This is a genomic window from Comamonas sp. Z3, assembly GCF_008121565.1.
In the GTDB taxonomy this organism is placed as follows: Bacteria; Pseudomonadota; Gammaproteobacteria; order Burkholderiales; family Burkholderiaceae_C; genus Comamonas; species Comamonas brasiliensis.
Map to the genome: position 1 here is coordinate 65,459 of NZ_VOQU01000002.1, position 21,199 is coordinate 86,657.

General features: G+C 63.7%; 18 protein-coding genes and 1 riboswitch. Of the genes, 16 read left to right on the forward strand and 2 right to left on the reverse strand.

Annotated elements, in window-relative coordinates:
- The first annotated feature begins 20 nt into the window (after nt 1–20).
- The 5 genes from FSY59_RS05010 (at nt 21) to FSY59_RS05030 (ending at nt 5,574) form a co-directional block, all read left to right on the forward strand.
- A complete protein-coding gene (locus FSY59_RS05010; protein WP_148728612.1) occupies nt 21–728 on the forward strand; it encodes a response regulator in 708 nt (235 codons plus the stop codon).
- Nucleotides 729–746: 18 nt separating this feature from the next.
- A riboswitch (S-adenosyl-L-homocysteine riboswitch) is annotated at nt 747–843 on the forward strand.
- A gap of 75 nt (nt 844–918) precedes the next feature.
- Entirely contained in the window at nt 919–2,349 is a 1,431-nt protein-coding gene (ahcY, locus tag FSY59_RS05015; RefSeq protein WP_148728613.1) for an adenosylhomocysteinase, read from the forward strand.
- 289 nt (nt 2,350–2,638) lie between these two features.
- Complete coding sequence (locus FSY59_RS05020) at nt 2,639–3,835, forward strand: TlyA family RNA methyltransferase (RefSeq protein WP_003059012.1); 1,197 nt, start codon at nt 2,639–2,641, stop codon at nt 3,833–3,835.
- A 94-nt stretch (nt 3,836–3,929) separates the two neighbouring features.
- A complete protein-coding gene (gene metF, locus FSY59_RS05025; protein ID WP_003059010.1) occupies nt 3,930–4,757 on the forward strand; it encodes a methylenetetrahydrofolate reductase [NAD(P)H] in 828 nt (275 codons plus the stop codon).
- 139 nt (nt 4,758–4,896) lie between these two features.
- Entirely contained in the window at nt 4,897–5,574 is a 678-nt protein-coding gene (locus tag FSY59_RS05030; RefSeq protein ID WP_148728797.1) for a septal ring lytic transglycosylase RlpA family protein, read from the forward strand.
- Nucleotides 5,575–5,667: 93 nt separating this feature from the next.
- Here FSY59_RS05030 and FSY59_RS05035 read toward each other — a convergent pair whose 3' ends face one another.
- Nucleotides 5,668–6,534 (reverse strand): 23S rRNA (adenine(2030)-N(6))-methyltransferase RlmJ, encoded by an 867-nt coding sequence (locus tag FSY59_RS05035; protein WP_148728614.1) that lies wholly within the window; start codon nt 6,532–6,534, stop codon nt 5,668–5,670.
- A 332-nt stretch (nt 6,535–6,866) separates the two neighbouring features.
- Here FSY59_RS05035 and rplM point away from each other — a divergent pair, with 332 nt between their 5' ends.
- The 11 genes from rplM (at nt 6,867) to FSY59_RS05090 (ending at nt 19,997) form a co-directional block, all read left to right on the forward strand.
- Nucleotides 6,867–7,295: a 50S ribosomal protein L13 gene (rplM, locus tag FSY59_RS05040; RefSeq protein WP_003059004.1), complete on the forward strand. Its 429-nt coding sequence runs from the start codon at nt 6,867–6,869 to the stop codon at nt 7,293–7,295.
- A 10-nt stretch (nt 7,296–7,305) separates the two neighbouring features.
- Complete coding sequence (rpsI, locus tag FSY59_RS05045; protein WP_003059002.1) at nt 7,306–7,698, forward strand: 30S ribosomal protein S9; 393 nt, start codon at nt 7,306–7,308, stop codon at nt 7,696–7,698.
- A gap of 212 nt (nt 7,699–7,910) precedes the next feature.
- Entirely contained in the window at nt 7,911–8,276 is a 366-nt protein-coding gene (gene erpA, locus FSY59_RS05050; protein ID WP_003059000.1) for an iron-sulfur cluster insertion protein ErpA, read from the forward strand.
- An 82-nt stretch (nt 8,277–8,358) separates the two neighbouring features.
- Nucleotides 8,359–9,813, forward strand: a complete 1,455-nt coding sequence (mdtD, locus tag FSY59_RS05055; RefSeq protein WP_255439167.1) for a multidrug transporter subunit MdtD — start codon at nt 8,359–8,361, stop codon at nt 9,811–9,813.
- Nucleotides 9,814–10,131: 318 nt separating this feature from the next.
- The gene (gene xdhA / locus FSY59_RS05060; RefSeq protein WP_050871764.1) at nt 10,132–11,742 is read left to right on the forward strand and encodes a xanthine dehydrogenase small subunit; all 1,611 of its coding nucleotides are present in this window, start codon (nt 10,132–10,134) and stop codon (nt 11,740–11,742) included.
- 1 nt (nt 11,743) lies between these two features.
- Nucleotides 11,744–14,170 (forward strand): xanthine dehydrogenase molybdopterin binding subunit, encoded by a 2,427-nt coding sequence (xdhB, locus tag FSY59_RS05065; RefSeq protein WP_003058994.1) that lies wholly within the window; start codon nt 11,744–11,746, stop codon nt 14,168–14,170.
- A 162-nt stretch (nt 14,171–14,332) separates the two neighbouring features.
- The gene (locus FSY59_RS05070; RefSeq protein ID WP_003058992.1) at nt 14,333–15,634 is read left to right on the forward strand and encodes an NCS2 family permease; all 1,302 of its coding nucleotides are present in this window, start codon (nt 14,333–14,335) and stop codon (nt 15,632–15,634) included.
- 421 nt (nt 15,635–16,055) lie between these two features.
- On the forward strand, nt 16,056–17,039 hold the full coding sequence (locus tag FSY59_RS05075; protein ID WP_034401197.1) for an ABC transporter substrate-binding protein: 984 nt from the start codon (nt 16,056–16,058) through the stop codon (nt 17,037–17,039).
- Nucleotides 17,040–17,051: 12 nt separating this feature from the next.
- On the forward strand, nt 17,052–17,909 hold the full coding sequence (locus tag FSY59_RS05080) for an ABC transporter permease (protein ID WP_043370784.1): 858 nt from the start codon (nt 17,052–17,054) through the stop codon (nt 17,907–17,909).
- The gene (locus FSY59_RS05085) at nt 17,906–18,631 is read left to right on the forward strand and encodes an ABC transporter ATP-binding protein (RefSeq protein WP_003058985.1); all 726 of its coding nucleotides are present in this window, start codon (nt 17,906–17,908) and stop codon (nt 18,629–18,631) included. Before FSY59_RS05080 ends, FSY59_RS05085 begins: the two co-directional genes overlap by 4 nt.
- A gap of 13 nt (nt 18,632–18,644) precedes the next feature.
- A complete protein-coding gene (locus FSY59_RS05090) occupies nt 18,645–19,997 on the forward strand; it encodes an LLM class flavin-dependent oxidoreductase (protein WP_148728616.1) in 1,353 nt (450 codons plus the stop codon).
- A gap of 33 nt (nt 19,998–20,030) precedes the next feature.
- Here FSY59_RS05090 and FSY59_RS05095 read toward each other — a convergent pair whose 3' ends face one another.
- The gene (locus FSY59_RS05095; RefSeq protein WP_148728617.1) at nt 20,031–21,170 is read right to left on the reverse strand and encodes an anhydro-N-acetylmuramic acid kinase; all 1,140 of its coding nucleotides are present in this window, start codon (nt 21,168–21,170) and stop codon (nt 20,031–20,033) included.
- Nucleotides 21,171–21,199 lie beyond the last annotated feature (29 nt).

Here is a 21,199-nt window from a genome sequence, read left to right on the forward strand (position 1 = left end):
CATCCCATGCAAATCCGAACATGACAAGCGCCTCCCCCCGCATCTTGCTGATTGAAGACGACGCCAGCATCCGCCGCTTTGTGCGCCTGGCACTGGAGGACGAAGGCTGGCAGGTGTTCGAGTCCGAAACCGCCAGGCGCGGCCTGATCGAGGCCGCCAGCCGCCAGCCCGATGCCGTGGTGCTGGATCTGGGCCTGCCCGATGCCGATGGCAAGAGCGTGATTGCCGAGCTGCGTGGCTGGAGCCAGCTGCCGATTCTGGTCCTGTCCGCGCGCGAGCGGGAGGAGGAGAAGGTGGCGGCGCTGGACGCCGGTGCCGACGACTATCTGACCAAGCCCTTTGGCGTGCCCGAGTTGCTGGCCCGGCTGCGCGTGATGCTGCGCCGCCGTCAGCAGGCGTCGGCAGCAGACAAGCCCGGCAGCTGTGCGCGTTTCGGCACGGTGGTGGTGGATCTGGCGGCCCACGATGTCAAGCGCGACGGTGTGGCTGTGCACCTGACGCCCATAGAGTTCCGTCTGCTGGCGACCCTGATTGCCGGCCATGGAAAGGTGCTGACGCACCGCCAGCTGCTGCTGCAGGTCTGGGGGGCGGAGTACCTGGACCGCCCTCACTATCTGCGCGTGCACATGGCCAATCTGCGCCAGAAGATAGAGAGCGATCCGGCCCAGCCCCGGCATCTGATCACCGAGTTGCAAGTCGGTTATCGCTTGGTGGGACTGGAAGGCTGATTCCTTTATAATCGCCGTCCATCCGAGGAGCGTTGCAGCGTTCCCCAGCCAGCCATGAGCTGGCCTGCGCGGGGCGTGAGGCTCGGATTTCATCCCGCAACGACGCTCGCCCACGCTTTCTGTGCGGTGAGCCGGTTTATTCCCCCTCTGCTGCAGAACGTGGTTTTTCATTCAAGATTTGGAGAAAACCATGAACGCTGCCGTGCGCTTCAACCCCGCTGATTCGGCCATTACCGATATTTCCCTGGCTGCCTGGGGCCGCAAGGAAATCAGGATCGCCGAAACCGAGATGCCCGGTCTGATGGCCGTGCGTGAGGAGTTCGCTGCTGCCCAGCCCCTGAAGGGCGCGCGCATCACCGGCTCGCTGCACATGACCATCCAGACCGCCGTGCTGATCGAGACGCTGACGGCTCTGGGCGCGCAAGTGCGCTGGGCCTCGTGCAACATCTTCTCGACCCAGGACCACGCAGCGGCTGCCATCGCCGAAACCGGCGTGCCAGTCTACGCCATCAAGGGCGAGTCGCTGGAAGACTACTGGAACTACACCCACTCCATCTTTGAATTCGGCGCCGCCGGCACCGAAGGCGAAGGCCCCAACATGATCCTGGATGACGGCGGCGACGCCACCATGCTCATGCACCTGGGCAAGCGCGCCGAGAAGGATCTGTCCGTGCTGGCCAACCCCGGCTCGGAAGAAGAGCGCATCGTCTTCGCCGCCATCAAGGCCAAGCTGGCCCAGGACCCGACCTGGTACAGCCGCAAGTCGGCCCAGATCATGGGCGTGACCGAAGAGACCACCACCGGTGTGCACCGCCTCAACGAAATGTCGGCCAAGGGCACGCTGCTGTTCCGCGCCATCAACGTCAACGACTCGGTGACCAAGTCCAAGTTCGACAATCTGTACGGCTGCCGCGAATCGCTGGTGGACGGCATCAAGCGCGCCACCGACGTGATGATCGCCGGCAAGGTGGCTTGCGTGGCCGGCTACGGCGACGTGGGCAAGGGCTCCGCCCAGGCGCTGCGCGCGCTGTCGGCCCAGGTCTGGGTGACCGAGATCGACCCCATCAACGCCCTGCAGGCCGCCATGGAAGGCTACAAGGTCGTGACCATGGAATACGCTGCCGACAAGGCCGATATCTTCGTGACCACCACCGGCAACAAGGACATCATCCGTCACGAGCACATGGTTGCCATGAAGGATCAGGCCATCGTCTGCAACATCGGTCACTTCGACAACGAAATCGATGTGGCTTCGATCGAGAAGTACAAGTGGGAAGAAGTGAAGCCCCAGGTGGACCAGATCGAGTTCCCCGACGGCAAGAAGATCACCCTGCTGGCCAAGGGCCGTCTGGTGAACCTGGGTTGCGCCACCGGTCACCCCAGCTTTGTGATGTCCAACTCCTTCGCCAACCAGACCCTGGCCCAGATCGAGCTGTTCACCCGTCCCGACGCCTACGAAGTGGGCAAGGTCTATGTGCTGCCCAAGATCCTGGACGAAAAGGTCGCCCGGCTGCACCTGAAGAAGGTCGGCGCCATGCTGACCGAACTGAGCGACGAGCAGGCCGCTTATATCGGCGTGAGCAAGCAGGGCCCTTACAAGCCTGAAACGTATCGCTATTAACTCCCCCTGAGGCGCTTTGCGCCTTCCCCCTCTCTGGCTTCGCCGGAGGGGGACGACAGCCTCGCTGCGAGGCGGCTCTTGCTCGCTGTCCCTTGTTTGGTGTGCGCCAGCATCGGGGTTGTGTTGATTTATTTGATAGCTGCTTGCGCTTGTTAGGTAATGATTTCAGATAGATATCTATCTGAATCTCAAGCAAGACGAACGCAAGCAGCTATCTAAAAAAGATTTCTTTTGCCCGTTGCACGCCGTGCAGCGCCTGGCACCGGTTTATTTCAAAGGAAGCGACGCTATGCGCGCAGATGTTTTTTTGGTTGAAGCAGGTCATGCTGCCACCCGTTCCCAGGCCCAGCGCCTGATCGCCTCGGGTGTGGAGTGGCGGCTGACGCCGCTGGCGCCTTGGAAGAAAGTGGCCAAGAACGGCGATGACATTCCTGCCGGTGCCGAGCTGCAGCTGCTGGACGCCGCCGAGGCCAAATACATCTCGCGCGGCGGGCTCAAGCTCGAAGGCGCGCTGGCCGCGACCGGCCTGAGCGTCAAGGGCTTGCGCTGCCTGGACGTGGGCCAGAGCACGGGCGGCTTCACCGATTGCCTGCTGCAGGCCGGTGCGACACAGGTCATCGGCCTCGACGTGGGCCACGGCCAGCTGCACGAGCGCCTGAAGAATGACGAGCGCGTGGTCTGCGTCGAGGGCTTCAACGCCCGCGCGCTGACGCCCGAGCTGCTGGAGAAGGCCTGCGACGAGGCGCTGTGCGAAGTCATCGAGGAAGAAGAGGACAACGACACCCAGCCCGTCGCCCCCTATGCCTGGATGCGCAACGGCGGTCAGGTCGATGAGGACTATGACGACAGCGACGATGCCAAGGAGCAGGATGTCGAGAGCTTCAAGGCCGAGCGCGCCGCCAAGGCCAAGGCCCGGGCCGAAGGTCTGGCTCCGGTGGAACTGCGCCGCAAGCCCGGCACCGAGAATATCGATATCACCCCGGCATTTGATTTCGTGACCGGCGATCTGTCCTTTATCTCGCTGACCCTGGTGCTGCCTGCCGTGGTGCAGCTGCTCAAGCCCCATGGCCAGCTGCTGATGCTGGTCAAGCCGCAGTTCGAGCTGCAGCCCGGCCAGATCGGCAAGGGCGGCATCGTGCGCGACACGGCCCTGTACGCCGAGGTCGAAAAGCGCATTCGCGACTGCCTCGGCGATCTGGGGCTGAGCGTCAGGCAATGGCTGGACTCGCCGATAGAAGGCGGCGACGGCAATCACGAATTCTTTGTCTGGGCCCAGCAGGGCGCTGAAGTCAAGGCTCCGGCCCCTGTCGTTGCAGACGAAGCGGCTGCGGCCAGGCCGGCCGTCAAGGCGGCCGCCAAGCGCCCTTCGCGTGCCGACATCAAGGCCCAGCGCGCCAAGCAGGAGCTGTATGAAGACCCCGAGGTGGCCAGCTTCGGCCAGCCCGGCCCGGCCCGCAGCAAGCAGAAAAAGCGAAACGAGCGTTGAGTAGAAAGCGCAAGCAGCGCTGAGCACAAGAGCGTGGCGGGTGCCGAGCCATCGGAGCCCGCCCATGACCCAGGATTCAGAGACATAGACCGCCATGAGCTTTCCCGTCAGCTTCGAGTTTTTCCCCACCAAGACGCCCGAAGGCGCTGCCAAGCATGTGGGCGTGCGCCAGGCCCTGTATGCGCGCAAGCCCGAGTTCTGTTCCGTGACCTATGGTGCGGGCGGCTCCACCCAGGCCGGCACCTTCACCATGGTGCGCGACATCCAGAACGAGGGGGTGGGCGCGGCCTCGCACTTCTCCTGCATCGGCGCCACGCATGAAAAAGTGCGCGCCGAGCTGAACGAACTCAAGGCCATGGGCGTCAAGCGCATCGTCGCCTTGCGCGGTGACCTGCCCAGCGGCTACGGCCTGGGCGGCGAGTTCCAGTACGCCAGCGATCTGGTGGCTTTCGTGCGCCAGGAGTTCGGCGACTGGTTTCACATCGAAGTTGCCGCCTATCCCGAAACTCACCCTCAAGCAAAGTCCCCTCGCAGCGATCTGGACGCATTTGTTGCTAAAGTGCGCGCTGGTGCAGATTCCGCCATCACGCAATACTTCTACAATGCCGACGCATACATGCGCTTTGTCGATGAGGTGAGGGCTCTGGGGCTCGACGTGCCGGTCGTGCCAGGAATCATGCCGATTACCAGCTCTACACAGCTGATGCGCTTCTCGGATGCATGTGGTGCCGAGATTCCGCGCTGGATTCGTCTGCGTCTGCAGACGTTCGGAGATGACACCGCTTCCATTCGTGCGTTCGGTCTGGATGTCGTGACTCATCTATGCGAGCAGTTGCGCAGCCAGGGGGCTCCCGGGCTGCACTTCTATACGATGAACCAGAGCGTCGCCACTCTGGAGATCTGCGACCGTCTGGGTCTGTAAGCCAAAAGCTTGCCGGCCGCGAGGCGGCCGGTCTTGGGCGGCTCTCACTTGAGCTTTCAAGGAGATTGCGCCCGTGCAACCGAAATTTTGGCGCTTGCGTTGTTGTCAGTGGATAGGTCTTGCCGTCGTTACCGCGACCATGGCCGGCTGTGCTCCACTGCCGGAAAAGCCCGAGGAACAGGCCACCGTCACTCAGAGCCAGCCCCGAAAAAAGGGAGCGCAGCCCACGGTCTCCGCTCCCTTGCTTCCCGATGCCTATGCGCGCAGCAACTATCGCGACAAAGGCCTGGGCGTCAAGGCCAACAAGCCTGCGGATGCCGACAAGGCAGACCTGCCCGAAGACAGCAACAAGTACGAACTGAGCCCTCCGCGTGAAAGCGACCAGGCGGGCCTGGCCTCCTGGTATGGCGAGCAGTTCCATGGCCGCAAGACGGCCAGCGGCGAGCGCTTCGACAGCATGGACATGACGGCAGCGCACAAGACCCTGCCTTTCGGAACGCGTGTCTGCGTGCGCAGCTCCGTGACCGGCAAGAGCGTGGTGGTGCGTATCAATGACCGCGGCCCCTTCGCGCCCGGTCGCGTCATCGACCTGAGCAAGGCTGCAGCCCAGGAGCTGGGCATGCTGGGCCTGGGCATCAAGCCCGTGGAGCTGTGGCAGCTGGAGGCCGACGAAGACGAATGCCCGGCCACGCTCAATGCGTCGAGCCGAAAGCGTCACCCCAGCGTGGCGCTGGGCGCTGCCACCGCCAAGACGCGCGCGGCGTCCGCGAGGCAGCCCACCCGCAAGGTGTCACAGACCGCCAAGCGCAAGCGCTGAACCATTATTGCTGGTTGAGGGCGGCGCATCGCCTGCAAAGCTGGTGCGCCTGGACTGCAGAGGGCCGGCAAGGGCCGACCCGCAGCCGCGCAATCAGCCGCCAGACTCCAGCGTGAATCCTGCGTTGCTGTCCTGACCCAGCAGCTTGACCAGCTGCGGCATGGCGGGCTTGAGCTGATCCTTGAGATTGAACGGCGGGTTGATCAGGAACATGCCGCTGGCGGGCAGGCCGCCGCGTTCGGAGGTCTTGTTGCTCTTGACCGTGAGCGTGGCATGCAGCCAGCTCTTGCCGGCCTTGGTGGTTATGGTCTTGAGCCGCTTGGGCAGATCATGGGCATCCGGGCGCGGGATGATGGGGTACCAGACGGCGTAAGTGCCTGTGGGAAAGCGCTTGAGGCTGTCCGCCACCATATCCAGCACGCGGCCGTAGTCGGTCTTCAATTCGTAGCTCGGATCGCAGAGCAGCAATGCGCGGCGCGAAGGCGGAGGCAGGAATTTCTTCACGCCTTCGAAGCCATCCTCGTGCAGGATGGCGACCTGGCGCCTGGCTTCCAGCTGGGCCATGTTGCCGGTCAGCGAACGCATGTCCGTGGGGTGCAGCTCGAAGGCCTTGAGGCGGTCATGGCCGCGCAGCAGTGCCTGTGAGATGAAGGGCGAGCCGGGGTAGTTGCGGATGGCATTGCCCCGGTTGAAGCGGCGCACCATCTGCAGATAGTCCTGCAGCACCGGGGCCAGCTCGGCCTCCTTTGCGGCAGCTAGGCGCAGCACGCCTTCTTCGGCTTCGCCGCTCTTGCTGGCGTAGTCGCCGTCCAGGCGGTACAGGCCCGCTCCGCCGTGGGTGTCGAGCACCGTCAGCGCAGCCTCTTTTTGCGTGAGGTATTGCACGGTGGCAATCAGAACGGTGTGCTTGAGCACATCGGCGTGATTGCCTGCATGGAAGGCGTGGCGGTAACTGAACATAGAGATGGATGGTAACCAGCAGGGCAAGAGGGGAACAGCACTTTTTACCCTGTGGTCTTTAAAGGCTGTCGGCGCCTGGGTGCAGAGGGAGAAACAGGCACTGGGGGCTGTTTCACAACAGGCTGCTGCACGAAAACACGCAGATTCTGGCGTTTTTGTATAATGGCGGGCTTCGCAGCGATTTTATGGTTCCCGCGGCGAAGGCTTGGGCCAAGTTTAAATGGGTCCGAGTAACCCCGCCTAAGAGGCTTCCTTTAAAAGACCTGTCTTTTTCAAGAAGAAGCACCGACCGCGGAAAAGGGACCGCCAAACCCTCTTGAAAGAGAAAACTCATGTCTACATTCAGCGCAAAGCCCGCTGAGGTGCAACACGAGTGGTTTGTGATTGACGCCACCGATAAGGTGCTCGGACGTGTCGCCAGCGAAGTGGCACTCCGTCTGCGCGGCAAGCACAAGGCCATTTACACACCTCACGTTGACACCGGTGACTACATCGTCATCATCAACGCCTCCAAGCTCAAGGTCACTGGTACCAAGAACCTGGACAAGGTGTACTACCGTCACTCCGGTTTCCCCGGTGGCATCACTGCTACCAACTTCCGCGACCTGCAAGCCAAGTTCCCTGGCCGTGCTCTCGAGAAGGCCGTCAAGGGCATGCTGCCCAAGGGTCCTCTGGGCTACGCCATGATCAAGAAGCTGAAGGTTTACGGCGGTGCTGAGCACCCCCATACCGCACAGCAGCCTAAGGCTCTGGAAATCTAAGGAGACCTAGATGATTGGTGATTGGAACAATGGCACAGGCCGTCGCAAGTCCAGCGTCGCTCGCGTGTTTCTGAAGAAGGGCTCCGGCAAGATTACTGTGAATGGCAAGGACATTCAGCAGTACTTTGGTCGCGAAACCTCCATCATGATCGCAAAGCAACCCCTGGTTCTGACTGAGAACCTGGAGACTTTCGACATTCAAGTGAACGTCCATGGCGGCGGCGAATCCGGTCAAGCCGGTGCAACCCGTCACGGCATCACCCGTGCCCTGATCGACTATGACGCAGCTCTGAAGCCTGCACTGAGCCAAGCCGGCTTCGTGACTCGCGACGCTCGTGAAGTCGAACGTAAGAAGGTCGGTCTGCACTCCGCACGCCGCGCCAAGCAGTTCTCGAAGCGTTAATCCGTTTCCCCTGCAGGAAAGACTCTGCGGAGTCTTTTCAGGAAAAGCCGCCTCGAATGCAAGTTCCTGGCGGTTTTTTTCATGGGCGGCCGCAGCCTTGTCCAGCGCTTGCGCAAAGCCCCCACTTGCACTGGCGACAAAGAGATACGGCCGGTATTCCCGAGCCCCTTGCTGTACCATTTCAGGCAATCAAGAAACTACGGAGTAATGCCATGAGCGCCGTTGCTGAAACCACGACCACCGAAATGCCTTCCCCCATCGTCTTCACCGACAGCGCTGCTGCCAAGGTGGCCGACCTGATCGCCGAAGAAGGCAATCCCGATCTGAAGCTGCGCGTTTTTGTGCAAGGTGGTGGCTGCTCCGGTTTCCAGTACGGTTTCACCTTCGACGAGATCACCAACGACGACGACACCACCATGACCAAGAACGGTGTCTCGCTGCTGATCGACTCCATGAGCTATCAGTATCTGGTGGGCGCCGAGATCGACTACAAGGAAGATCTGCAGGGCGCCCAGTTCGTGATCAAGAACCCCAACGCCTCGACCACCTGCGGTTGCGGCTCCAGCTTCTCGGTCTGAGTCGGATGATTGTCTGCGCGCCGGCCGCTCTGGTCTGGCGTTCGCATATTGCTTAAGCCGCTGCGAGTCAGCGGCTTTTTTATTGCCGTGCCGCCTTGTTCCGGAGCTGCCCATGGGTGAGATGCCCGCCGCGCACCATAGTGCCCCCCACAAAGAAAGACTGCTGTGGCTAGTGGCCATCGGCTTTTTCATGCAGTCGCTGGACGCGACCATTCTCAACACGGCGTTGCCGGCCATGGCGACCGAGCTGGGCGAGAGCCCGATGAAGATGCAGTCGGTCATCGTGGCCTATGCGCTGACCACGGCCATGCTGATTCCGGCCACGGGCTGGGTGGCCGACCGCTTTGGCACGCGCCGTGTCTATGGCTGGGCGATCGGCCTGTTTGTGCTGGGTTCGGTGCTGTGTGCGCTCTCGCCCAGCCTGCCGTTTCTGATCGCGGCACGCGTGGTGCAGGGCGTGGGGGGCGCCATGATGCTGCCCGTGGGGCGGCTGGCCGTGCTGCGCACCTATCCGCGTGGCGAGTTCATTCGCGCCATGAGCTTTATTGCCATTCCCGGCCAGGTCGGGCCGTTGCTGGGGCCTACCCTGGGCGGCTGGATGGTGGAGTACGCCAGCTGGCACTGGATCTTCTGGATCAATGTGCCCGTGGGCCTTATCGGCCTGTGGGCCACCTGGCGCTGGTTCCCGCGCAGCGCGCCCGTGGCCGTGCACCGTTTTGACGGTACGGGCTACGCCATGCTGGCCTTCGGCATGGTGGCCATTTCCATCGCGCTGGACGGCCTGTCCGGCATGGGGCTGGGCATGGCGCTGGTGGTGGTGCTCATGGTGTTCGGTCTGGCCAGCCTGGCCAGCTACTGGATGCATGCGCTGCGCGTGGATGAGCCGCTGTTTGCGCCGGGCCTGTTCAAGGTGCGCTCGCTGCGCGTGGGCCTGCTGGGCAATCTGTTCACCCGTTTCGGCAGCGGCGCCGCGCCGTTCCTGATCCCGCTGATGCTGCAGGTCGGCCTCAAGATGTCGCCCATGAACGCGGGTCTGATGATGCTGGCCACGGTCACCGGCAGCATGCTGGTCAAGCGCATCGCGGTGCGCACGGTGCAGCGCCATGGCTACAAGCGCGTGCTGCAGGTCAACTCGGTGATGCTGGCCCTCATGCTGGCTTCGTTCGGGCTGGTGGTGCCGGGCACGCCGGTCTGGCTGCTGCTGGTGCAGCTGTTCATCTTCGGTGGCTTCAACTCCATGCAGTTCTCGGCCATGAATTCGGTCACGCTCAAGGATATGGAGGGCGAGTCGGCCAGCAGCGGCAACAGCCTGCTGTCCATGGTGCAGATGCTGGCCATGAGCATGGGCGTGGCCCTGGCCGGAGCCTTGCTGACGGGCTTCAGCGATATGTGGCCGGCGCACAGCGACGAGCGCATGCAGGCCATCCGCGCCACCTTTGTGACGGTGGCCTTGATGACGCTGGCGGCCACGCTGGTGTTCAGCCAGCTCGATGTCGACGAGCCTGTACGCCCGGCTCCGGATGGTGGCGATGCCTGAAAATTTGATAGCTTGCAGCGATTGTCAATAAACGATTTCAGATAGTTTTATCTATGAAATTGTTTATTGGAAGGCGCTATTAGCTATTGATAGGGGAGCGTGACTCGGCTTCCACTTCCTGGGACTTACCCGTAGGAAACGGGGTTTTGTACGGGTTCACCCTTGATTTTGGTCATGGATATATGACGCACTACATAGCCCCTATGAGCGCGTCCATATGAGAAGCTGCCCCTGCAGGCGTAGCCTTCGATCTTGACGAATGCTGCGTTTGGAATGCATCTTGCATGCAGGCATTCAATCTCACCCAGTCCCACGATCATGAGCACCAGTCAGAACTCTCAACCGATACGCTTCTTCCACCGTGGCGAGGTGGTGGAAGTGCAAGGCCCGCACCCCACACGCTCCGTGCTGCAATGGCTGCGCGAGGATGCCCATTGCACGGGCACCAAGGAAGGCTGCAACGAAGGCGATTGCGGTGCCTGCACGGTAGTCATCGGCGAGCTGGCCGAAGCCGGCGACGAGCAGGCCGTCAACGGCCTGCGCCTGCAGACCGTCAATGCCTGCATTCAATTCCTGCCCAGCCTGCATGGCAAGGCCTTGTTCACGGTGGAAGACCTCAAGAGCCAGTGCGCGGGCAAGTCTGCCTGCGCCGGCAAGCCTGCAGGCCCGCAAAGCCTGCATCCGGTACAGCAGGCCATGGTGGAGTGCCATGGTTCGCAATGCGGCTTCTGCACGCCCGGCATCGTGATGACGCTGTGGTCGGCCTATGAGCATCACCAGCAGCAGGGCAGCGAGCCCACGCGCCAGCAGCTGGCCGACGAACTCTCGGGCAACCTGTGCCGCTGCACGGGCTATCGCCCGATTCTCGATGCCGGTCAGCGCATGTTCGACCTGCCGGCGGTGCGACTGGATACGGCGCCCGTGGTGGCTGCGCTGCAAGGCCTGCAGGCCGAGGCCGGCGACGCGGGTCTGAACTATGCGGCCCCCCAGGGCCTGCGCACCGACTTCTTCCACGCTCCGCGCACGCTGGCAGATCTGGCCAGCCTGTGCGAGGCCAAGCCCAAGGCGCGCATCGTGGCAGGCTCCACCGATGTGGGGCTCTGGGTCAACAAGCAGTTCCGCGACCTGGGCGACATGATTTACGTCGGCGATGTGGCCGAGATGAAGCGCATCGAAGTACGGCCCGATGCCGAGGGCGGCGAGCTGTATATCGGCGCCGGGGCTTCGCTGGAATCGGCCTGGAGTGCGCTGGTGCAGCGCTGGCCCAGCCTGACCGATGTCTGGCTGCGATTTGCCTCCACACCCATCCGCCACGCGGGGACCATGGGCGGCAATGTGGCCAACGGCTCGCCGATCGGCGATTCGCCGCCGGTGCTGATGGCGCTGGATGCCCAGATCGAGCTGCGCAAGGGCGAGCGTGTGCGCCGCATGCCGCTGACGGATTTCTATCTGGACTATATGAAGAACCAGCTGGAGGCGGGCGAGTTCGTGCAGGCCCTGGCGGTGCCGCTGGCGGCCATGCAGCGCCAGGTGCGTGGCTACAAGATCAGCAAGCGCTTCGACTGCGATATCTCGGCCCTGTGCGCCGGCTTTGCCATCGAGCTCGATGGCGAGATCGTGCAATCCATCCGACTGGCCTTTGGCGGCATGGCGGCCACGGTCAGAAGAGCGGCGGCAGCCGAAGCGGCCCTGCTGGGCAAGCCCTGGAGCCCGGAGAACGTGAAGGCCGCACAGGCCGCGCTGGCCCAGGATTTCAAGCCCATGAGCGATATGCGCGCCAGCGCCGACTACCGTCTCAAGGTGGCGCAGAACCTGATCCAGCGTCTGTGGCTGGAAACGCGCGCCGATCAGCCGCAAAGTACCGAGGCGACCAGTGTCTGGAGCGTGATGCCCCATGTTGTTCCTGCTGCCGTGGAGCAAGGAGTCTGAAATGAACCACCCCCATGAACTGACGAATGAACTGGTGGCAGAAGCCTTTGCCGACTACCGCAAGAACCAGGCCTATCGCATCGACGAAGTGACCGAGGCTAAGGCCCATGACCAGGGTGCCCGCGTGGGTGTCAGCCGCAAGCACGAGTCCGCACACCTGCATGTGGCCGGCGAGGCCGCCTATATCGACGACCTGCCCGAGCTGGAAGGCACGCTGCACTGCGCCCTGGGGCTCTCGCCCGTGGCCCATGGCCGTCTGACGGCGCTGGCGCTGGAGGCCGTGCGCGCCATGCCCGAAGTGGTGGAGGTGATCACGGCAGCCGATATTCCCGGCGTCAACGACTGCGGCTCCATCATTCATGACGACCCCATCCTCTGCGACGGCGAGATCCGCTACGTGGGCCAGCCCCTGTTCGCCGTGATTGCCCGCTCGCGCGACGCGGCAAGGCGTGCTGCGGCCCTGGCCAAGGCGGCCGCCACCATCAGCGAGCTGCCGCCCGTGCTGACGCCGCGCCAGGCCCATGAGCTGGGCCAGTACGTGATGCCGCCCATGCACCTGGAGCGCAGCACCCGCGAAGGCGGCGCGCGCGCCGCCATGGATGCCGCGCCGCACCGCCTCAAGGGCTCCTTCGATGTGGGCGGGCAGGAGCAGTTCTATCTGGAAGGGCAGATCAGCTACGCCACGCCCAAGGAAGACGGAGCCGTACATATTCACTGCTCCACCCAGCATCCCAGCGAAATGCAGCACCTGGTGGCGCATGCCCTGGGCGTGGCTTCACACAGCGTGCATGTGGAATGCCGGCGCATGGGCGGCGGCTTCGGCGGCAAGGAGTCGCAGTCGGCGCTGTTCGCCTGCGTGGCGGCCGTGGCGGCGACCCGGCTGCAAAAGCCGGTCAAGCTGCGCCTGGACCGCGACGACGACTTCATGATCACCGGTCGCCGTCACTGCTTCTGGTATGAGTACGAAGTGGGCTATGACGATGAAGGCCGCGTGCTGGGAGCCGAGATCTCCATGGTCTCGCGCGCCGGTCACTCTGCCGATTTGTCGGCGCCGGTGATGACGCGTGCGCTGTGCCATTTCGACAATACCTACTGGCTGCCCGATGTGCTCATGCACGGCTACATGGGCAAGACCAACACCCAGAGCAACACGGCTTTCCGTGGCTTTGGCGGACCGCAGGGCGCGATTGCCATCGAGAACATTCTGGATACGGTGGCGCGCAGCCTGGGGCGCGATCCGCTCGATGTGCGGCGCGTCAACTTCTACGGCAAGGGCGAGCGCAACATCACGCCCTATGAGCAGGTCGTGACCGATAACGTGATTCACGAGCTGGTGGCCGAGCTGGAGGAGTCCAGCGACTACCGTGCGCGCCGTGCGGCCGTGAATGCCTTCAACGCCGGCAGTGCCGTGCTCAAGCGCGGCCTGGCGCTGACGCCGCTGAAGTTCGGCATCTCCTTCAATGTGGCCCACTTCAACCAGGCCGGCGCACTGGTCCATATCTATACCGATGGCTCGATTCTCGTGAACCATGGCGGCACCGAAATGGGCCAGGGCCTGAACACCAAGGTGGCGCAGGTGGTGGCGCATGAGCTGGGCGTAGCCTTCGAGAATGTGCGCGTGACGGCCACCGATACCAGCAAGGTGGCCAACACCTCGGCCACGGCGGCCTCGACGGGAGCCGACCTCAACGGCAAGGCCGCACAGGATGCCGCACGCCAGCTGCGCGAGCGTCTGGCCGAATGCGCTGCACGCCTGCATGGCGGCGACGCCGGGGACGTGCGCTTTGCCAACAATGCGGTGCAGGTCAATGGCCAGAATGTGCCGTTTGCCGAGCTGGTGCGCGCAGCCTATCTGCAGCGTGTGCAGCTGTGGTCGGATGGCTTCTATGCGACGCCCGGGTTGCACTGGGACGGCAAGCGCATGAAGGGCCACCCCTTCTTCTACTTTGCCTATGGCGCGGCCGTCAGCGAGGTGGTCATCGATACGCTGACGGGCGAATGGAAGCTGCTGCGCGCCGATGTGCTGCATGACGTGGGCCGCTCGCTGAACCCGGCCGTCGATGTGGGTCAGGTGGAGGGGGCCTTCATTCAGGGAATGGGCTGGCTGACCACCGAGGAGCTGGTCTGGCATCCGCAAACCGGAAAGCTCACGACCCATGCGCCCAGTACCTACAAGATTCCCACGGCCAATGACTGCCCGCCGGTCTTCAATGTGCGCCTGTTCGAGGGCGACAACTATGAAGACTCCATCCACCGCAGCAAGGCCGTGGGCGAGCCGCCGCTGCTGCTGCCGTTCTCGGTGTTCTTCGCGATTCGCGATGCGGTGTCCGCCGCCGGCGAGCACCGGGCGAATCCGCCTCTGCAGGCACCGGCCACGTCAGAGGCCATCCTCAGAGCAGTGGAAGCCGTTCAAGGGCACACTGGCTAGTTTTTCCTCACAGGTGTTGTCGCCTTGCGGGGCGGCAGCCATTTGAGTCATGGCTGTTTGCCGCGGGGCAAGGCCATGTGCTGCGCCGTCCATTTGGCGGCGCAGGACCGGGCGCGTTCCTCGCGTTGCGCCTCGCATGCAAAACAACACGGAGACTATGCAATGAACTGGACAGAGCGGATATTCAAACTCAGGGAGCACAACACCAATGTGCGCACGGAACTGGTCGCAGGGCTGACGACCTTTCTTTCAATGGCCTACATCATGTTCGTCAACCCCTCCATCCTGGGGGATGCGGGCATGCCCAAGGGCTCGGTCTTTGTCGCCACCTGCCTGATCGCAGCGCTGGGGTCGACCATCATGGCGCTGTATGCCAACTACCCGATTGCGCTGGCGCCGGGCATGGGGCTGAACGCCTATTTTGCCTATGTGGTGGTACTCAAGATGGGCTATACATGGGAGGCTGCCCTGGGGGCGGTGTTCGTCTCGGGATGCCTGTTCCTGATCTGCACGATGCTGGGCCTGCGTGAGCTCATCATCAAGGGCATACCGCAGTCCATACGTGTGTCCATCACCGTCGGGCTGGGACTGTTCCTGGCGCTGATCGCGCTCAAGACCGCCGGTGTGGTTGCTGCCGACCAGAACACCTATGTGACGCTGGGCGATCTGCACAAGCCCGAGGTCATCATGGCGCTGCTGGGCTTCTTGCTGATCGTGGTGCTGGACCGTCTCAAGGTGCCGGGTGCATTGCTGATCGGCATTCTGGCCGTGACCGTGGCCTCGTTCTTCTTCGGTGGCAACACCTTCCACGGCATCTTCTCGGCGCCTCCCTCCATCGAGCCCACCTTCATGAAGCTCGACATCAAGACGGCGCTGACCACGGGCTTCCTCAACGTGGTGCTGGTGTTCTTCCTGGTGGAGCTGTTTGATGCCACCGGCACGCTGATGGGCGTGGCGCGCCGCGCCGGCCTGCTGGTGCCTGAGCGCATGGGGCGTTTCAACCGCTCGCTGCTGGCCGATTCGGGCGCGATTTTCGTGGGCTCCATCCTGGGTACTTCCAGCACCACCGCCTATGTGGAGAGCGCTGCCGGTGTGCAGGCTGGCGGTCGTACGGGCCTGACGGCTCTGACGGTTGCGATGCTCTTCCTGGCCTGTCTGTTCATCGCGCCGCTGGCCGGTGTCGTGCCCGGCTATGCCACCGCACCTGCGCTGCTGTTCGTGGCCTGCCTGATGCTGCGTGACCTGACGGAAGTGCAGTGGGATGAAACCACCGAAGCCATACCGGCAGTCGTCACCGCGCTGATGATGCCTTTCACCTACTCCATCGCCAACGGCCTGGCCTTCGGCTTCATTACCTATGCCGTGCTCAAGCTGTTCACGGGCAAGGTCAAGGAGGTGCACTGGATCATGTGGGTGATTGCTGCCCTGTTCCTGTTCAAGTTCATCTACGTCGGCGGTCACTGAGTCGTCAGGCGCCGATCGAACCCGGCATGGCTCGAAGGAGCCAGCCGGACAGGACATCCAAGAAGCGAAAAGCAGTCCGGCTACTGGTGGGTCGGGCTGCTTTTTGCATTGCGGGCGCCGGGCCTGCCGATGGCCTGTGCCTTGATGGGCAGACGCCCGGATGGTCATTCATTTCCCCGGGCCTCAACAACATTGATTTCATGAGCATATTGCCGAATCAAGGCTTGTGGTGCGTTCGTGCGCCTGGCCTCGATGGTCGCCTGCCGCCTTAAGTGCCTGACAGCACAGCGAAATCCATGCGCGTCCGCTGGACCGGCACCGGCGCTCGGATGAGTTGGTTGTTTCCAAATTTGAAATCAATATTTTTGAATCGATCGACGGCTCCCTAGCATCTGCCCCATTGCATACATGGGAGAAGAAAGTGGACAAGCGTCGATTTCTGCTGGCCGGGCCTTCATGGCTGGCAATGGCGGCAGCCGGTATCACCGGTGCTGCGCATGCTGCGGTGGACGCCAAGACCAGGCTGGTCGTCGCTGACCAGAGCGAGCTGATTCGCCATCTGCTGGATGCCAGCGGCGAACGCAAGAAGACCGGCTTTCAGCTGGAGCTGCCCAATTTTGCCGGCGGTCCGGCCATCTTCGAGGCCATCCGCGCCGGAGCGCTGGACATGGCCTATGTGGGAGACACACCTCCCATCCAGGCGCGTGCAGCAGGCGTGAACCTGCCCATCATCGCAACCTTCACCCGAGCCAGAGCGGAATATCGTTTGCTGCAACATGCCGGCGCCGGGGTGGAGCGGCTGAGCGATCTGCGTGGCAAGCGCGTGAGCTATGTCGAAGGCTCGGGGCGCCAGGTTTTCCTGATCGAGGCCCTGAACCGGGCGGGCCTGACGCTCAAGGATGTCACGCTGGTGCATCTGCGCGTGGCCGAACTCAACGATGCCTTGCGCGCCCGCGCCGTGGATGTCGCCACCATTGCCGAGCCGCATGTCACGCGGCTGTCCAGGCAGATCGGTGCGCGTGTGGTGCCCGATCCCCTGGAGCGTCAGCTGCTGCCTTCCACCTCCTATATCTATGCCCGTCCGGAGGTGCTGGCCGATCCGCAGAAGGCCGAGGCCATTCGCGAATTCCTGGCCTCCTTCGTGCGCGCGGGGCGCTGGAGCAATACCCATCGCAAGGAATGGGAGCAGCATTACCTGCGCAACTTCCAGCGCCTCGATGCCGAGAGCGCTGCGGCCATACAGGCGGCGCAGGCTCCGCTCGAGTTCCAGACCGCTGCACAGGCCCAGCCTCATCATCAGAAGCTCATCGACATCCTGCACAGCGCCGGCAGCCTGCCCCGGCGTCTGGATGCCAGGGACTCCTTTGTGGCGAGCTATGACGGCGTGATCGTCGCCAATCGCTGAGGAGCTGCCGTGATGACTCCGATTCCTCTGGAAGCGCGCGTGGCCGGCTGGCAGTCTCAGACCGGAGCGCCGCTTGCCGCGCCAGACCGCAAGACCCCGGCACTGGTGCCGGCCCGCCTGTCGCCGGGCATGCTGCTGGCCGGGCCGGCCCTGCTGTTGCTGTTGTGGGAGGCCGCATCGCGCCTGGGTTATCTCTCGCCCGAGACGCTGACCGCACCGTCTCAGGCATTGCGCACAGGCTATGAAATGGCCCTTGATGGAAGCCTGCTGCCGCATCTGCTGGCGTCGGCCGGGCGCGCCTACACAGGGCTGTTTCTGGGCATTGTGGTGGGCGTGCTGCTGGCGCTGGCTGCCGGACTGAGCCGCACCGGCGAGGCCCTGATCGATGGCCTGGTGCAGATCAAGCGGGCCGTTCCCACGCTGGCGCTGATTCCGCTGGCCATCATCTGGCTGGGCATAGGCGAGGCGATGAAGGTCTTCCTCATCTTCACCGCCGTGCTGATTCCCATCTATATCAACACCCATGCAGCGCTGCGCAGCATAGACATCGGTCATGTGGAGCTGGCGCAGACGCTGGGACTGTCGCGTGCCGAGTTCATTCGCAAGGTGGCCCTGCCCGGAGCCTTGCCAGGCTTTTTTGTCGGCCTGCGCATGGCGGTCTCGCTGTGCTGGACGGCGCTGGTGGTGCTGGAGCTGATCAACACGCAGACCGGCATCGGTTACTTGATGAACCGTGCGCGCGACTGGGGGCAGACCGATGTGATCGTGGTGGGCATTCTGATCTACGCGCTGCTGGGTCTGCTCTCCGACGCGGCGGTGCGTCGCCTGGAGGCACATGTGCTGTCCTACCGGAGGTCGCTGGGATCATGAACCGTCCATCATTGGCAGGTGCTGTGCACCTGCATGGCTTCAGCCGCAGCTTTCATGGCAAGCAGGTGCTCGACGACCTCGGGCTTGATATTGCGCCGGGGCAGTTCGTGGCGCTGCTGGGAGAGTCGGGCTCCGGCAAGACCACGCTGTTGCGCGCATTGGCCGGTCTGGATGTCGAGGCCCGGAGTTCGGGGACGGCGGTTGCACACGGCAATGTGTCCGTGCTGTTCCAGGATTCGCGCCTGCTGCCCTGGCTGACGGTGCTGGACAACCTGACGCTGGGTCTGGACGCCCAGGCTGTCCGGCCTGCCGCAGCTCAGTTGCTGCGCGAGGTGGGGCTGGCAGACAAGGCAGCGGCCTGGCCCGCCAGCTTGTCGGGCGGGCAAAAGCAGCGCGCGGCACTGGCCCGCTCCTTGCTGCGCGAGCCGCATGTGCTGCTGGCCGACGAGCCTTTTGGTGCCCTCGATGCGCTGACCCGCCTGCGCATGCAGGGCCTGCTGCGGCGCATGGTGGAGCGCGTGCGCCCGACGGTGATCCTGGTCACCCACGATGTGGATGAATCCCTGCTGCTGGCAGACCGGATTCTGGTGCTCAGGGACGGAAAGATCGCCGAAGACCATGCGCTGGATCTGGCCCATCCGCGGCGCCCCGACCACCCTGCTTTCATGCAGCTGCGCGCGACCTTGCTGCGCAGTCTGGGTGTGGAAGCCGAATTTGTCTGAAAGAAGCTGTGCCATGACGCGACAACTACACCTGAACCTGTTTCTGATGACGCGAGGCCACCATGAAGGTGCCTGGCGTCACCCCGGCGCCAATCCCAAGGCACTGACCGACCTGCAACTGTATGTGGATGCTGCCCGCATTGCCGAGGCCGCCAAGTTCGATGCCGTGTTTCTGGCCGACGGGCTGGTCGGGCCCGACAGCGGGCAAATGGCCTCTTCGGGTCAGCTCGAGCCGTTGCTGCTGCTGGCGGCGCTGGCGCAGCATACCGAGCGTATCGGGCTGATCGGAACGGCTTCCACCACCTACAGCCTGCCCTATACGCTGGCGCGGCAGTTCGCCACGCTGGACCACCTGTCCAAGGGCCGGGCAGGCTGGAATATCGTGACCTCCTGGTTGCCTCGGGCCGGCGAAAACTACGGACTGCAGCAGAATGTCGAGCATGCCGAGCGCTACCGCATCGCCGAGGAATTCGTGGCCGCAGTGGATGCGCTGTGGCGCAGCTTTCCGGGCGCTGCGGTGGTGGACGATGCCGCATCGGGCCAGTACCTGGACATCGGCCAGGTGCGCCCCGTCAACTATGCGGGCACGCATATCCGTACGCGCGGACCGCTGAATGTGCCGGGCAGCCCCCAGGGCCGTCCGGTACTGGTGCAGGCCGGCCAGTCCGATACCGGCCGGGCCTTTGCCGCGCAATGGGCCGAGGCCATATTCACGGCGCATGGCAGCAAGGAGTCGGCGCAAGGCTTTTATGCCGATATCAAGGGACAGGCGAGGGCGCTGGGGCGCCGGGCCGAGGATATCGTGATCCTGCCGGGCATCAGCGCCGCGATCGGCTCCACGGAGTACGAAGCCCGCCAGGTGTGGGAGGAGCTCGACAGCCTGACCAGCATCGAAGTGGGGCTGGGACGTCTGTCGGCCCGCTTTGGTGGCCATGATTTCAGCGGCCTGCCGCTGGACCGCCGCCTCACGCGCGATGACTTTCCGGACCCCACACTGGTGGAAGCTTCCAAGAGCCGCGCCATAGGCTATGTGGAGACCACGCTGCGCGACGGGCTCACGCTGCGTCAGCTGCTCAAGCGGCTGGCAGGCGCGCGCGGGCATCTTGCGATTGCCGGCACGCCCGAGCAGGTGGCGGACACGATCGAAGACTGGTTCCGCACGGGTGCTGCCGATGGTTTCAATGTGATGCCACCGGTGATCACGCAGCAGCTGGAGCTGTTTGCCAGCGAGGTCGTGCCCATTTTGCGCAAGCGTGGGCTGTTCCGCAGCGACTACCAGAGCAGCACGCTGCGCGGCCATTTCGGCTTGCCCGATCTGCCGGCCGTGCAGCACAGGCTGCAGGCGGATGCCGCAGTAGCGGCCTGAGCCTGCAGGCGGGAGGACAGCCGGCTATCAGTCTCAGGCGGGGTGGATGGCACCCAGAATGCGCGGGCCGCCGGCGCCCGTCACGCTGGCCAGATTGCCGGGCAGGCCCAGCAGGCACTGGCGTGCCAGCCAGGCAAAGGCAGCGGCTTCCACTTCCAGCGGTGGCAGGCCGCGCTCAGCCGTGGAGCTCACCTTCACGCCCGGCAGCAAGGCGGCCAGGCGTTGCATCAGATAGGTATTGAGTGCACCGCCGCCGCATACCAGCAGTTCGGTGCCGCCCCTGCCGAAACGCCGGACGGCATGGGCGCAACTGGCGGCGGTGAATTCGGTAAGGCTTGCCTGCACATCGACCGCAGCGGCCTGCGCCGCATGCTGCTGCAGATGCCGCTCCAGCCAGTCGGCGTGAAACAGATCGCGCCCCGTGCTCTTGGGCGGCTCCTGGGCCAGATAGGGATCGCCCAGCATGGCGGCCAGCAGCTCGGGAAGGACCTTGCCGCTGGCAGCCCACCGGCCGCTCTCGTCATAGCCCTTGCCGGTATGGCGCAGGCACCAGCCGTCCATCAGTGCATTGCCGGTGCCGGTATCGAAGCCGAGCACCGAGCCGTCGGCACCCAGCACGCTGAGATTGGCAATGCCGCCGATATTGAGCACCAGGGCTGTTTCCCCGGGCTTGCCGAACACGCTTTGGTGAAAGGCCGGCACCAGTGGCGCACCCTGACCGCCCGCCGCCAGATCACGGCTGCGCAGATCGGCGACGACGGTGATGCCGGTCAGCTCGGCCAGCAGGGCGGGGTTGTTGAGCTGCAGCGTATAGCCCGTGCCATCGAACATCTGGGGGCGGTGGCGCACGGTTTGCCCGTGGGCACCTATGGCGGCGATCTGCCCGGCCCGGGCGCCGGCAGTGGTCAGCAGCAGCTGCACTACCTGCGCATAGTGGCGCACCAGTGCATTGGCGGCCAGGGCGGCGCGATGCAGTTCATCCTGGCCGTCGGCAGTATTGAGGGCCAGCAGCTCGGCGCGCAATGCCGCGCCGAAGCTGCAGCTGGCATGTTGCAGCACCTGGGTGCCACGGCTGAAGTCCACGAGAACCCCATCGACGCCATCCAGCGAGGTGCCGGACATCAGGCCGATATAGAGAGGGCTTTGGGCGGCTTGTTCAATGGCATTGGGCATGGCAGATCGGAAGGTAGGCTTACGGTTTT

Excerpts from the sequence above, each read along its gene's own strand:
- FSY59_RS05085 (WP_003058985.1), top strand. The coding sequence starts at position 17,906 with ATGAACCGTCCATCATTGGCAGGTGCTGTGCACCTGCATGGCTTCAGC.
- xdhB (WP_003058994.1), top strand. The coding sequence starts at position 11,744 with ATGAACCACCCCCATGAACTGACGAATGAACTGGTGGCAGAAGCCTTT.
- FSY59_RS05070 (WP_003058992.1), top strand. The coding sequence starts at position 14,333 with ATGAACTGGACAGAGCGGATATTCAAACTCAGGGAGCACAACACCAAT.
- FSY59_RS05090 (WP_148728616.1), top strand. The coding sequence starts at position 18,645 with ATGACGCGACAACTACACCTGAACCTGTTTCTGATGACGCGAGGCCAC.
- metF (WP_003059010.1), top strand. The coding sequence starts at position 3,930 with ATGAGCTTTCCCGTCAGCTTCGAGTTTTTCCCCACCAAGACGCCCGAA.
- FSY59_RS05010 (WP_148728612.1), top strand. The coding sequence starts at position 21 with ATGACAAGCGCCTCCCCCCGCATCTTGCTGATTGAAGACGACGCCAGC.
- FSY59_RS05095 (WP_148728617.1), bottom strand. The coding sequence starts at position 21,170 with ATGCCCAATGCCATTGAACAAGCCGCCCAAAGCCCTCTCTATATCGGC.
- erpA (WP_003059000.1), top strand. The coding sequence starts at position 7,911 with ATGAGCGCCGTTGCTGAAACCACGACCACCGAAATGCCTTCCCCCATC.
- FSY59_RS05020 (WP_003059012.1), top strand. The coding sequence starts at position 2,639 with ATGCGCGCAGATGTTTTTTTGGTTGAAGCAGGTCATGCTGCCACCCGT.
- rpsI (WP_003059002.1), top strand. The coding sequence starts at position 7,306 with ATGATTGGTGATTGGAACAATGGCACAGGCCGTCGCAAGTCCAGCGTC.
- FSY59_RS05080 (WP_043370784.1), top strand. The coding sequence starts at position 17,052 with ATGACTCCGATTCCTCTGGAAGCGCGCGTGGCCGGCTGGCAGTCTCAG.
- rplM (WP_003059004.1), top strand. The coding sequence starts at position 6,867 with ATGTCTACATTCAGCGCAAAGCCCGCTGAGGTGCAACACGAGTGGTTT.
- xdhA (WP_050871764.1), top strand. The coding sequence starts at position 10,132 with ATGAGCACCAGTCAGAACTCTCAACCGATACGCTTCTTCCACCGTGGC.
- FSY59_RS05030 (WP_148728797.1), top strand. The coding sequence starts at position 4,897 with ATGGCCGGCTGTGCTCCACTGCCGGAAAAGCCCGAGGAACAGGCCACC.
- ahcY (WP_148728613.1), top strand. The coding sequence starts at position 919 with ATGAACGCTGCCGTGCGCTTCAACCCCGCTGATTCGGCCATTACCGAT.
- FSY59_RS05035 (WP_148728614.1), bottom strand. The coding sequence starts at position 6,534 with ATGTTCAGTTACCGCCACGCCTTCCATGCAGGCAATCACGCCGATGTG.